We start from the raw sequence: 12,028 nt of genomic DNA on the forward strand, positions 1-12,028 counted from the left end.
TCAGGCTGCGCATTGCTGTGAAGCTTTAATCAGCCCCATATCTTCCAGGACCTGCATCTTGCCACCCTGTGCCTGTGCAATAAGGATGTTCAAGTCAGCATGACGATCACTTTCGCGCAGGGTGACTTTGCCATTGCCTGACATCAAGGTCTGCCCTACGATGGCATCGGTGATGGCTTCCTTGTCGGCCGAATTCGCTTTCTTGATCGCCTCAATGTAAAACTGGGTCATGGTGTAGTGCGCATCCACCGTGTTACTCACGATGGCGTCTTCACCGAAACGATCACGCACTTTCCTAACCAAGGCTTTTGCTTCCGGCTTGTCGAGTGCTTCAGTAAAGTTGCATACGGTGTAAATACCTTCGGACTCATTCGGCGTTAGACCGGCCAAATAGTTTTCACTGAAACCGAAGAAAGCCACTTTCACCTTGTCTTGCAGGCCCGCGGCGGCGAACTGCTTAATAAAAGTCACCGCGTCGGCGCCGACAATCGACATCACAACCACATCGGCACCCGAAGACTCTATTTTGCGCAAAGTGCTGGTGTAATCTTTGACACCCCAGGGAGTGTATTCCTCCGCCACCACTTTCGACCCCTTCTCAGCGGCCACTTTGCCAATGGCTTCATTAATTTTGCGTGGCCATACGTAGTCGCTGCCAATCAGGAACATATTCTTGCCCACGTTCTCGGCCAGGTACGGAATGAAAGTGCTTACCCATTGATCAGGCACTGAACTGTACAGCGTGACGTAGCGGCTACATGTGCCTCCTTCGTAATCGGTGGCATAAAGCAAGGGCGTTTTGTAGCGTTCTACCAGTGGTTGAATAGCATCCCGTTCGGCGCTTGTCACGGGCCCGATAATGGCATTCACGCGATAACGGCGAATCAACTCATTGGTCCGTTCAACAGCGGTTTTAGGGTCGGTTTTGGTGTCGGCGCGAATCATTTCAAACGTGCGTCCACCCAGAATGCCACCCGACTCGTTCACTTCCTCGAGCGCCAGGCGCGTTGCCTGACCTCCCTGCGCTCCCAATGCTTCCAGGCCACCCGAAAACGGCTGCAAAATGCCAACTTTAATGGTCTCTTCGGCACGGGATAATGTCGGCAAGCCAACCAAGCCTGCGCCCATTAAACCGGCCGAGGCCAACATCATGGAACGCCGGCGAGGGCTAACAAGGGAAGAACGGGTAAGGGTGTGTTTGTTACTCATGTGTTGCTCCTTCACTTTTGTAGATCGCGCCTGAGCGCATTTATTTGCATTCCACCAAACGCAATTCACTGCCTTGCTTTAACGACTGGATAACGGAGTCGGATCGCGACACAACACCGAAATGGGTGGCGATGTCATATAAAGAGGAAGCTTGTTCTCGCGGCCCGGTTGCGGCAACGCCGTCTTCAACCACGACCACTCGATACCCCAGGAAAAAAGCATCGTGAACAGTTGAACGCACACAGATATTAGTCACTACGCCCATCACAACCAGTGTATCGACGCCCAGATCCTTTAGCGTTAAATCCAGATCGGTATTGAAAAAGCCCGAAAAACGGCGCTTGGTTACGTAATGGTCTTGCGGCTTTTGCTCTAGCTCATCCACGATGGCCGAACCCCATTCGCCTTCCATGCAGTGCGGGGTACGTTTCAAAAATTCACGATCGCACTTCATGCCGTGACGGTGCTTATCCTGGATATGCACCACCGGCACACCGACTTCCCGCGCGGCTCTCATCACCGCATTCTGCGGTGGATAAAGCACGTCAGCCCCGGGCAACATCATGGCGCCGCCCGCCGTACAGAAGTCATTAATCATGTCGATTACCAATACGGCCGTACGGGAAGCGTCCAGCGTAATAATTTGATCAGACTGACGATGTTCGGAGAAAGATGAAGTCATACGGAAATCCTGCGCAATAAAAAATGAATAAATTAGAACGAAGGTGCGCCGACTGATGCCGACTGCCCCACATCGATAGGTGACGCTTTGCGCGCATCGGTCGGATTGGTCTGCTTAACCGAGCGCAAAGTCACGTCTGTAATGAACGCTTTCCAGTGCGCCAGGTTTTCGGCCGAACGCAAATCCACATTCAAAAACGCGCTGAGCGTAAAGCGATTGGACAAATAGAAATAGCCCAACGCCGCGATCTCGATATAAAGATCACGCGCGCTGATGTCATTACGAAACAAGCCTTTCTTGACCCCGGCCACCAACACCTGATCCAGCACCTGGACCGCCGGCGACGATAGTTTGGACACCCGGGCGGATTTCTTAATATGTTTACCTTGCTGCAAGTTCTCGCTGTTGAGCAGCGTTATCATCTCCGGGTGATCAAGGTAGTACTGCCAAACAAAATGCACCACGGTGGTCAACGCCTTTTCCGGGTCGTCCAGGTCGAACTCCAGTTCCGCCTCTGCCTCGTTCATACGGGCGTAAGCCGTTTCAAGCACTTCAACAAACAAGCGCTCCTTGCTGCCGAAGTAGTAGTAAATCATGCGGTCGTGCGTACGCGACAACTTCGAAATTTGCTCGATTTTGCCGCCCGCAAAGCCGTTGCGGGAAAATACACGGGTGGCGGCGCGCAAAATGGCGTCGCGCGTTTTCTGAGCGCGCGCCTGGCCGACAACGGCAACCGGCGCCGTGGTTTTGCGCCGAGTGCGCGGGGAGGTTTTAGTGCTGCTTGTTGCCATGGCGCCATTCAGAAACTATGATTGAGGCCATTCTGGGGGCATAAATAAATGTAGTCAATTCCGAATAATTTGGTATTTACTACATTAAATTTATGCCGTAATATGTGGAAAATTTTTGTGTTTACTCACACCATAGGTTTAAAAGATGACGCACGTCGTAACCGAGTCCTGCATTAAGTGCCGCTATACTGATTGTGTCGATGTCTGTCCGGTCGACTGTTTTCATATTGGCCCCAATTTTCTGGTAATTGATCCCGACGAGTGCATCGATTGCGCCGTCTGTGTACCAGAATGCCCGGTTGAAGCTATTTTTGCGGAAGAGGATCTGCCTCAGGATCAGCTCGATTTCATTCGCATCAATGCCGAACTGGCACCGGAATGGGAGGTCATTGATTCCAGTATCGGCTCGCTGCCAGACGCCGAGGAGTGGAAAGACAAACCCAACAAACGCGAGTTGCTCGAGCGCTAAACGCCGGCCCTGAACACCGGCGTGTCACTCGTTTCAAGTGATCGCGACGTTAAACAGGACGCACAATGCATAAAAACTGGATTGCCGGCGAATGGGTCGGTTCATCAAACGTTCAAAAGAACCTCAACCCGTCGAATCTGAACGATGTGGTGGGCGAATATGTTCGCGCTTCCGCCGAGCAGGTTGAAACCGCCATTAACGCGGCGCAACATGCCTGGCCGGCCTGGTCGCTCAGCACCCCGCAACAACGTTTCGACGCGCTCGACGCCATCGGCTCGGAAATTCTCGCACGCAAGAATGAACTGGGCGAGCTGCTGGCGCGCGAAGAAGGCAAAACCTTGCCTGAAGCCATTGGCGAAGCCGCCCGCGCAGGACAAATTTTCAAATTTTTTGCCGGTGAAGCACTGCGCACGGGCGGCGAATCGCTGCCATCGGTGCGCCCCGGACTGCAGGTGGAGATTTCCCGTGAACCGCTGGGCGTGGTGGGCATTATTACGCCGTGGAACTTTCCTATTGCCATTCCGGCCTGGAAAATCGCCCCGGCGCTGGCTTACGGTAATTGCGTTGTCTTCAAGCCGGCCGATCTGGTGCCGGGTTCCGCCTGGGCGCTGGCCGAAATTATCAGCCGCAGCGGGCTGCCTGCAGGCGTATTCAATTTGGTGATGGGCCGTGGTTCGGTTGTAGGCGCCGCCATGGTGGAAGACCCCCGCATTAACGCCATCACCTTCACCGGCTCGGTGGGTACCGGGCGTAACCTGTTAAATCAGGCTGCCGAACGCCAGAAGAAAGTGCAACTGGAATTAGGCGGCAAGAACCCGCTGGTCGTTCTGAATGATGCCGATATGGAAACTGCGCTCGACGTCGCCATTCAGGGCGCCTTTTACTCAACGGGCCAGCGCTGCACCGCCAGCAGCCGCATTATTGTGGAACAAGGCATTTACGACTCGTTCACCCAAGAGCTGGCCAAACGAACAGCCGCGTTGCGTGTGGGCGATGCGCTGAAACCGGAAACCCAAATTGGTCCGGTAGCAGATGAGTCTCAATTAGAACAAGACCTCGATTACGTGCGCATAGGGCAGGAAGAAGGTGCCTCCTTGCTGTGTGGCGGGGAACGTGTAGAACGCGACACGCCCGGCTATTACTTCACCCCTGCCGTATTGGCCAACGCCACGAACGATATGCGCTCGTCGCGCGAAGAGATTTTCGGGCCGGTGGCCAGCGTGATCAAAGCCGACGATTACGACCATGCGTTGGCGTTGGCCAACGACACGGAGTTCGGCTTAAGTTCGGGTATTTGCACCACGTCGTTGAAACACGCCAGCCATTTCAAACGTCATATCCAAGCAGGCATGGTCATGGTGAATGTACCCACTGCCGGGGTCGATTACCATGTACCGTTCGGCGGCCGTAAAGGTTCCAGCTATGGGCCGCGCGAGCAAGGCCGCTACGCCCAGGAGTTTTTCACGATTGTAAAAACGGCCTACACCAAGGCCTGAAATACCGCGATGCCTCCGGTATGTTCGCCCGTCTCAGCCATTGCTGGGCCGGGCGATTTTTTTACCATCCGCCCGAGGCTCCGCCCCCCCCGCTGCGGCCACCGCCGCCGCCAAAGCCACCACCCCCAAAACCGCCCGAGCTGCCGCCACGTGAGCCGCCGGCGGCCCAGCCCCCTAAACCACCTACGGCACCCGCACGACCCCAACGACCCCGGCGAGTTCCACCTGAGCCCGACCCACCCCCGGGGCCGCGTCCACCCCCACCGCGCGCAGCACGAATCGCCAGGCTGATCACAAAGAGGGCCATTCCACCCAATACAGCAAACACTAGGCTGCTACTTGCCATAAATATCAGCACTCCACCAGCAACACCAGCAATAACCGGCGGCATCGCCAACACAAAAATCAAACCGAACAAAGCCAAATCCCACCAGGACTCGTCATCCTGACCGTTTTGCTCCGCCACGCCTTCAGCAGGTGCCGGTAAATCCTCGCCCTGTACCAGCCCGATGAGACTGTTAACGCCTGCCGTCACGCCCCCGGCAAAATCCCCTTGTTGAAACCGGGGCGCCACTTGTTCACGAATAATGCGGCCTGCCAAAAGGTCGGGAACGGCGCCTTCCAAACCATAGCCCACTTCAATACGCATGCGTCGGTCATCTTTGGCCACAACGAACAAAATGCCGTCATCCACCCGCTCACGCCCCAACTTCCATTGCTCGAACGCCCGCACGGCATACTGATCAATACCCTCCGTTCCGGTTGTGGGAATGATCAACACGGCAATTTGCGCGCCTTTCTCAGCTTCCAGCGTGGTCAGCGACTGAGTCAGCGATTCGATGGTTTGGGCTTCGAGCGTATCGGTAGTGTCGGTCACCCGCGCTTCTAACGGCGGAACCGGCACTTCTCCATTGGTTTGTGCAAACACCGGGCCTACAAACATGAATACCAAGAAGCCCAGGATCCAACATCGCAACAAAGCCACTACCCCCATTATTGCGCCCCCGATTGTTGCGGCGTATCAAAGCGCACCTCAGGGCGACGCATGAGCTCTTCCTGCCGATCCATGCCATAATTCTCTTTAACTGAATAACCAAACAACTTTGCCGTAATCACGGTGGGAAACTGGCGAATCGCCACGTTGTATTCCTGCACCGCCCGCACATAACGACCTCGCTCGGTTGCTATCCGGTTTTCCGTCCCTTCAAGCTGGGTCATCAAATCGCGAAACAAACCATCGCTTTTCAATTGCGGGTAGTTTTCCGAAACGGCAATCAAACGCGACAAGGCCGAAGACAACTGTGACTGCGCCTGCTCGAAGCGTTGCACCAAGGCCGGATCGTTCAGGTCATCGACATTAATCTGCAAATTCGCCACCCTACTGCGGGCTTCAGTCACTTCCGTTAACACGGTTCGCTCGTTCACCATATAGGCGTTAACCGACGACACCAATTGCGGAACCAGGTCGGCACGCCGCTCGTACTGATTCAGCATTTGCGACCAGGACGCTTTCACCTGCTCATCAAGCCGCTGAATTTCGTTATAGCCGCAGCCCGACAACACAACAGCCAATAATGGCGCGAACAACCAGAACAGTATGCGTTTCATTTAAGGTCTTCCCGGAAAACAACAATTGAAAATAAAGATAATGTTGCCATGATACTGCGTGGGTTACACTATGCCCCGCAAGCCGAGCCAGTCAGCTTGCGCGTTGGCCTTATTAAAAGGCCACTTCATTCAATTATGGCCTTGTTGGCCTTGTCTCGTCCGCCCAGACTGGTGCTATTTAAATTATGGCAGGCTGGCGCCGGAGCACAACTTTTGTCTCATTCCGTTTCTTTTGCCGACCTTGGGTTGGCTGAACCCCTTTTGCGTGCTGTTTCCGATACCGGCTACACCACGCCCACCCCCATTCAGGCACAAGCCATTCCCCTGGTCATGCAAGGCGGCGATTTGCTGGCGGCTGCACAAACCGGCACGGGTAAAACCGCGGGCTTCACTTTACCGATTTTGCACCGCCTGCTGGCCTCACCAGCCAAACGCGCTGCCGGGCGCCCGCGCTGCCTGATTCTGACCCCCACCCGCGAGCTCACCGCCCAGGTTGAAGCTTCGGTGAAAGAGTATGGCTGCCACACTGCATTGCGTTCACTGGTTATTTTTGGCGGCGTCAACATCAACCCGCAAATCAGCGCCTTGAAAAAACCGGTTGATATTTTGGTGGCCACACCCGGACGCCTGCTGGATCACGCCGGCCAGAAAACAATCGACCTTTCCGGCGTTGAAATTCTCGTGCTTGATGAAGCCGACCGTATGCTCGACATGGGCTTTATCCACGATATCCGCCGCATACTGGCTTTGTTGCCCAAGCAACGCCAGAACCTGCTGTTCTCGGCCACCTTCTCGGAAGAAATTCGCGGGCTGGCGCATAAAGTCCTGAACAACCCGAAGGAAGTATCCGTCACTCCGCGCAATACGGCTTCGGAACTGGTGAACCAACGTGTTGTTCTGACCGACCAAACCCAGAAACGCGACCTGCTCAGCCACGTGATTCGCGAAAGCGGATGGCATCAGGTACTGGTTTTTACACGCACCAAGCACGGCGCCAATCGCCTGGCTGAAAAGCTTAGCAAAGACGGCCTGAGCGCGGCGGCCATTCACGGCAACAAAAGCCAGAACGCACGCACACGCGCCCTGGACGGCTTTAAAACCGGCAAAGTCACCGTGTTGGTCGCCACCGATATCGCCGCCCGTGGCATTGATATCGACGAACTGCCCCACGTGGTGAACTTCGAGCTTCCAAACATCCCGGAAGATTATGTTCACCGTATTGGCCGCACCGGCCGCGCAGGTAGTGCAGGGTCGGCCTTGTCACTCGTAGACAAAAGCGAAATCAAGTATCTGAGCGCCATTGAAAAACTGATGCGTCGCCCCATTGAGCGCACAGAAATTGAAGGCTGGGTGCCCAAACCTGTGGCAGCGGGCTCGGTCACAGAAGAAGCGCGCTCCGCGCGTGGGCCCCGCCCCCAAGGCCGCCGGCCAGGGCATCAACCCCGGGGCGCACAAGGGCAACCAAGCCGATCCGGTAATCGGCCAAGCCGACCAAGTGGGCGTCCCGCCTCGCATCAGGCGGCACGGCGCCCATCGTGATCCGCTTTGCGTTCTCCCCATGTCGCTCACCGGCGTCATGGGGAACATGCTGATGTAACAGTTGTAAGGCCGGTGATAGAATCATTTCACTGTTATCACTCTCGGTGCCGCTATGCATGACGAACTGGGTTTTTTCTTCGAAAACCACCCTGATGCCATGTTTGTTTACGACCCCAAAACACTGAAATTTTTGGCGGTGAATCGCACAGCAATAGAAGTATACGGTTATAGCCGCGAAGAATTCCTCGAGATGACGCTCGCGGCCCTGCGGCCGGCCGAAGACGTACCCCGGTTGCTGGAAGCCATTAAACGCATCGATGGCCGACGCGTTGGGGGCTATATCTGGCGCCATTTAACCCGGGCCGGCAAAACCCTGCTGGTGGATATTGTGTCGCAAGCCATTCAATACCACGGGCGGGACGCCCGTTTAGTGGTGGCGCGCAATATTACCGCAACAGCGCAACTGCAAACCTTCTTTGAAGCCCTGCCCGGCAAATTTCTGGTCGTCGACGCCGAGAACTTTTCCATTGTGGCTGCCAGCGACGACTACCTTAAAGTCACTCAACGCAAGCGCGACGAACTGAAAGGCCGCCCCCTGTTTGAAGCTTTTCCGGAAGACCCTGATGACCCGTCAAGCGAAGACGGCGTTTCCACGTTACGGCGATCTCTTGTCCGTGTTGTAGAAACCGGCCATACCGATACGATGGGCGTGCAGCGCTACCCAATACCGGTAAAAGGGTACAACGGCACCGAGTTTGAGGAACGATTTTGGAGTGTGGTGAACAGCCCCATAAAAGGCGGCGACGAACACGTTACGTATATTATTCACCGTGTTGAAGACGTCACCGACTTCGTCAAAATGGCTGGATCGGCCAACGCCCTGTCTCCACTGGCGCAAGAAAGCCGGGAAGCCCAGTTAGCTACGGAAATTTTGTTACGTGCCCAAGAGCTGAAAGACACCAACCAACGGCTGCAAGCACAAGAGGCCCATTTGCGCCTGGCACAGCGACTGCTTTCTTTGGCCGTGTGGAACATTAATTTACGCAGCGGGCAAATGTACTGGTCCGACAACCTTTACACCCTGTGTGGCGTATCGCCCGCCGAAATCGACCATTCTGTAGATTATTTAATCAATGAACTGATCCATCCGGACGACCGGGCGCGCACCCGGCAATTACTGGAAGACTATCAGCGCAATCCCGAAGGACCCATGGCGTTCGCCCACCGCTTTGTTCGGCCACGTGACCAATCCGTTGTCCATTTCCGCGGGTTGGCGGAAATCCAAACCGGCGAAAGCGGCAACCCCATTCTCACCGGCATTATTCTCGACGTCACACAAGAAGTGGAAACTCAACTGCGCCTGGACGCCGCCGCCGGCATGCAACGCATCGCCGACAAGGCGGCCAAGCTGGGCGGCTGGCGCGTGAACCTGCATGAAGACTTTGTGCGCTGGTCGGAGCAAACCGCCCGCATTCACGAGCGCCCTGAAACCCTGCGTCCGTCACTGGAAGAGGCCATGTCTTTTTATACACCGGAGTATCGGGCGCGTATTCAGAAAGTGTTTTCAGCCTGCATCACAGAAGGGCGGCCGTTCGATGAGGTATTGCAGATTATCAAGGCCGTTAGCGGCGAGCGGGCGTGGGTTCGTGCGATTGGTGAACCCCTGCGAAACGAACAAGGCGACATTGTGGGTGCCCAAGGCGCTTTTCAAGACATCACCGACCAGGTCAAAATCCAGGAAGAATCCTCGGCATTGGCCCAACGTTTGGCCCAAACCCTGGACAACATGAGCGACGCCTTTTACCTACTCGACAAAGACCTGATTTTTGTTTATCTGAACCCACAAGCGGAAAAACTGCTGCGTTGCTCGCGCGATGCCGTTGTGGGCCAGTTTTTATTCGATGCCTTCCCGCGTACAAAACACACCGAAATCGCCCGCCAAATCGACAAAGCCCTGGTTGAACAAAAGTCGATGGAATTCACGCACTATTCCGAACAATTCGAATGCTGGTTTGAAACCAATATTTATCCCTCCTACGACAGTATCGCCGTTTATTTCCGCGACGTCACCGAGCGGCGCGAAATGGCGGAGCGCCTGAATCAATCGCAGAAAATGGAAGCGGTCGGGCAACTCACCGGCGGTGTGGCACACGATTTCAACAATCTGCTCACCGTCATTATGGGTAATGCAGAGCTTTTGAGAGAAAGTCTGGATGACCACCCCAATCTACGCATTTATGCTGAAATGACGGCCAACGCCGCTGAACGTGGCGCGGAACTGACCAACCGCCTGTTAGCATTTGCACGCCGACAGGCGCTGGAACCCAAACTCACCGACATTAATCGCCTGGTGAGCGACATGGAACACCTGCTGCGCCGCACGCTGAGCGAAGATATCGATATTGAGCTGGTGCGTGGCGGTGGCCTCTGGAATGCGGAAGTCGACCCCAGCCAATTGGAGTCAGCGTTACTGAACATGGCGATTAACGCGCGCGATGCGATGCCGGAAGGTGGCAAGCTCACGATTGAAACCGCCAACGCACGCCTGGACGACGCCTACGCCGACACCCATCCCGGTGTCGATGCAGGACAGTACGTCATGATTTCCGTGTCCGATACAGGCAGCGGCATGACTGAAGCGGTTAAACGCCGGGTTTTCGAGCCTTTTTTCACCACCAAGCCAGTGGGCAAAGGCAACGGGCTTGGTCTACCCATGGTGTATGGGTTTGTTAAACAATCGGGCGGTCACATAAAAGTTTATTCCGAGGTCAGTGAAGGCACCACCATACGTTTATATTTCCCCCGCGCGTTCAAGGAAGGGCAAGTCGATATGGAGCAACCCGCACCCAAAAAGCTGCAAACCGGTCACGAACACATTCTGGTTGTGGAAGACGACGACATGGTACGCGAACACGTTACCAACCTGCTAATGGGTATGGGCTATCGTGTTTCAAGCGCTTCATCGGGTATCGAGGCGCTGGCCTCATTGCAGGCCCGTAATGATTTCGACCTGCTTTTTACCGACATTATTATGCCGGGCGGCATGAACGGGCGCCAGTTGGCCGATGAAGCCTTGAAATCCTTACCCAACCTGAAAGTATTGTTCACCTCGGGCTACACCGAAAACGCCATTGTGCATCACGGCCGCCTGGATGCGGGGGTGCACCTGCTGGGTAAACCATACCGCCGCCACGAGCTGGCCACAAAAGTGCGGAAAGTGCTGGACGAAACGTAAGAAATACGATGCCATGACGACTAAAAGGGGCAGGTCATTTCGACTCCCCTCTATCCACCGTCCGGAATGTCATGAAATCCGCCTTTTTACGTTCACTGCTCTATACCGTATATTGCTTGACCTTATTCGGCACTCCGTTTGCCGCATATACACAAACACAACCCCTTATGCCACTGGACTCAAACAGTGCCGCCCCGCCTAGGCCTTGGGAGGTGGTTCAGTTCGACACAGATATTCCCGCAACAATTTACTTGGTACGTGAATGGGACGGCCTAACCGCAATTGAAGCCCAAGCCCATGAAAGTATGGCTTTATTGGAATGGGTATTCGAAAAGCGCAACATATTGGCTGACGCGCAAGCCCAATTCGATACGGCAGACATTGCCGTTACCTCGGTTGCCGTGGCGTCGGACACCGACAACACGAAAGAAACCGTCCGTGCCGGTTTCGCCGATATTCATTTCGTTAGCGCAGGCACCCCTTGCCGCTTCCCCTCGGAAAACGACAGATAATCCTCCGGAGATGTTATGAATCACGAAGTTGTACAAGACTATTACGGCTGTGGCTTGGTCTGCCCACCCTCGCTGGAAGGATGCCGCGTGCTGGATTTGGGCTGCGGTTCGGGGCGAGACGTTTACGCCCTGGCACAATTAGTAGGCCCGCAAGGTGAGGTTGTGGGTGTCGACATGGCCCCGGAAAGTTTTGATGTCATTGTGTCGAACTGCGTGGTGAATCTGTCGCCCGAAGCACCCCAACGCGTTTATTCTCGACAAACACCATTGCATTGAAACCGGGCGGGTCTTTCCTGTTTGCGGCAACACATAGCGCATGCTGCACGACACCCGCTTTGCCGCACATTTCGAATTTATCGGTGATTTTTCCAAGCACTTTGGTATTTTCGAAGGGTGCGGTACGACCTTGCCTTTTGATCAGGCCGAGGCCGACACCGCTAAGGCGATGCCGTGTTGTTAATCCATAGGCTCAGTTGTTAAAGCCCGG

12 protein-coding genes are annotated in these 12,028 nt (G+C 55.0%); 7 read left to right on the plus strand and 5 right to left on the minus strand.

All coding sequences use genetic code 11. The features are described from left to right. The 3 genes from G9Q38_RS02650 to G9Q38_RS02660 are packed head-to-tail and all read right to left on the minus strand — an operon-like array spanning position 1 to position 2,682. Complete coding sequence (locus tag G9Q38_RS02650; RefSeq protein WP_166127560.1) at positions 1 to 1,209, minus strand: substrate-binding protein; 1,209 nt, start codon at positions 1,207 to 1,209, stop codon at positions 1 to 3. A 40-nt stretch (positions 1,210 to 1,249) separates the two neighbouring features. Further along, complete coding sequence (locus G9Q38_RS02655) at positions 1,250 to 1,891, minus strand: cysteine hydrolase family protein (RefSeq protein ID WP_166127563.1); 642 nt, start codon at positions 1,889 to 1,891, stop codon at positions 1,250 to 1,252. A 32-nt stretch (positions 1,892 to 1,923) separates the two neighbouring features. Next, the gene (locus G9Q38_RS02660; protein ID WP_166127565.1) at positions 1,924 to 2,682 is read right to left on the minus strand and encodes a TetR/AcrR family transcriptional regulator; all 759 of its coding nucleotides are present in this window, start codon (positions 2,680 to 2,682) and stop codon (positions 1,924 to 1,926) included. A 145-nt stretch (positions 2,683 to 2,827) separates the two neighbouring features. On the opposite strand from G9Q38_RS02660, the gene fdxA reads away from it, so the two are divergent. Both fdxA and G9Q38_RS02670 read left to right on the plus strand, forming a co-directional pair. Then, the gene (gene fdxA / locus G9Q38_RS02665) at positions 2,828 to 3,151 is read left to right on the plus strand and encodes a ferredoxin FdxA (RefSeq protein WP_119441861.1); all 324 of its coding nucleotides are present in this window, start codon (positions 2,828 to 2,830) and stop codon (positions 3,149 to 3,151) included. 65 nt (positions 3,152 to 3,216) lie between these two features. Beyond that, entirely contained in the window at positions 3,217 to 4,647 is a 1,431-nt protein-coding gene (locus tag G9Q38_RS02670; RefSeq protein ID WP_166127568.1) for an aldehyde dehydrogenase family protein, read from the plus strand. Between the two features lie 61 nt (positions 4,648 to 4,708). Here the strand turns inward: G9Q38_RS02670 and G9Q38_RS02675 are convergent, their stop codons facing one another. Together G9Q38_RS02675 and G9Q38_RS02680 are read right to left on the minus strand one after the other, a co-directional pair. Beyond that, on the minus strand, positions 4,709 to 5,590 hold the full coding sequence (locus G9Q38_RS02675) for a TPM domain-containing protein (protein WP_228276180.1): 882 nt from the start codon (positions 5,588 to 5,590) through the stop codon (positions 4,709 to 4,711). Positions 5,591 to 5,640: 50 nt separating this feature from the next. Further along, complete coding sequence (locus tag G9Q38_RS02680) at positions 5,641 to 6,255, minus strand: LemA family protein (protein WP_114419140.1); 615 nt, start codon at positions 6,253 to 6,255, stop codon at positions 5,641 to 5,643. Between the two features lie 213 nt (positions 6,256 to 6,468). On the opposite strand from G9Q38_RS02680, the gene G9Q38_RS02685 reads away from it, so the two are divergent. The 5 genes from G9Q38_RS02685 to G9Q38_RS15265 all read left to right on the plus strand — a co-directional run bounded on the left by G9Q38_RS02685 (position 6,469) and on the right by G9Q38_RS15265 (position 12,001). Then, positions 6,469 to 7,794, plus strand: coding sequence for a DEAD/DEAH box helicase (locus G9Q38_RS02685; protein WP_205962332.1), 1,326 nt, complete (start codon positions 6,469 to 6,471; stop codon positions 7,792 to 7,794). A gap of 112 nt (positions 7,795 to 7,906) precedes the next feature. Next, positions 7,907 to 11,029 (plus strand): PAS domain S-box protein, encoded by a 3,123-nt coding sequence (locus G9Q38_RS02690; RefSeq protein ID WP_166127576.1) that lies wholly within the window; start codon positions 7,907 to 7,909, stop codon positions 11,027 to 11,029. A 71-nt stretch (positions 11,030 to 11,100) separates the two neighbouring features. Continuing rightward, positions 11,101 to 11,541, plus strand: a complete 441-nt coding sequence (locus G9Q38_RS02695) for a DUF3047 domain-containing protein (RefSeq protein ID WP_166127579.1) — start codon at positions 11,101 to 11,103, stop codon at positions 11,539 to 11,541. 15 nt (positions 11,542 to 11,556) lie between these two features. Next, on the plus strand, positions 11,557 to 11,817 hold the full coding sequence (locus tag G9Q38_RS15260) for a methyltransferase domain-containing protein (protein ID WP_228276181.1): 261 nt from the start codon (positions 11,557 to 11,559) through the stop codon (positions 11,815 to 11,817). 40 nt (positions 11,818 to 11,857) lie between these two features. Further along, entirely contained in the window at positions 11,858 to 12,001 is a 144-nt protein-coding gene (locus tag G9Q38_RS15265; RefSeq protein ID WP_228276182.1) for a hypothetical protein, read from the plus strand. Positions 12,002 to 12,028 lie beyond the last annotated feature (27 nt).

The sequence above is a fragment of the Pusillimonas sp. DMV24BSW_D genome (assembly GCF_011388195.1).
Lineage (GTDB): Bacteria > Pseudomonadota > Gammaproteobacteria > Burkholderiales > Burkholderiaceae_B > Neopusillimonas > Neopusillimonas aestuarii.

What these genes read in the sequence shown, in the direction of transcription:
- G9Q38_RS02650 (WP_166127560.1), bottom strand. Translation starts at nt 1,209, where the DNA reads ATGAGTAACAAACACACCCTTACCCGTTCTTCCCTTGTTAGCCCTCGC.
- G9Q38_RS02655 (WP_166127563.1), bottom strand. Translation starts at nt 1,891, where the DNA reads ATGACTTCATCTTTCTCCGAACATCGTCAGTCTGATCAAATTATTACG.
- G9Q38_RS02660 (WP_166127565.1), bottom strand. Translation starts at nt 2,682, where the DNA reads ATGGCAACAAGCAGCACTAAAACCTCCCCGCGCACTCGGCGCAAAACC.
- fdxA (WP_119441861.1), top strand. Translation starts at nt 2,828, where the DNA reads ATGACGCACGTCGTAACCGAGTCCTGCATTAAGTGCCGCTATACTGAT.
- G9Q38_RS02670 (WP_166127568.1), top strand. Translation starts at nt 3,217, where the DNA reads ATGCATAAAAACTGGATTGCCGGCGAATGGGTCGGTTCATCAAACGTT.
- G9Q38_RS02675 (WP_228276180.1), bottom strand. Translation starts at nt 5,590, where the DNA reads ATGTTTGTAGGCCCGGTGTTTGCACAAACCAATGGAGAAGTGCCGGTT.
- G9Q38_RS02680 (WP_114419140.1), bottom strand. Translation starts at nt 6,255, where the DNA reads ATGAAACGCATACTGTTCTGGTTGTTCGCGCCATTATTGGCTGTTGTG.
- G9Q38_RS02690 (WP_166127576.1), top strand. Translation starts at nt 7,907, where the DNA reads ATGCATGACGAACTGGGTTTTTTCTTCGAAAACCACCCTGATGCCATG.
- G9Q38_RS02695 (WP_166127579.1), top strand. Translation starts at nt 11,101, where the DNA reads ATGAAATCCGCCTTTTTACGTTCACTGCTCTATACCGTATATTGCTTG.
- G9Q38_RS15260 (WP_228276181.1), top strand. Translation starts at nt 11,557, where the DNA reads ATGAATCACGAAGTTGTACAAGACTATTACGGCTGTGGCTTGGTCTGC.
- G9Q38_RS15265 (WP_228276182.1), top strand. Translation starts at nt 11,858, where the DNA reads ATGCTGCACGACACCCGCTTTGCCGCACATTTCGAATTTATCGGTGAT.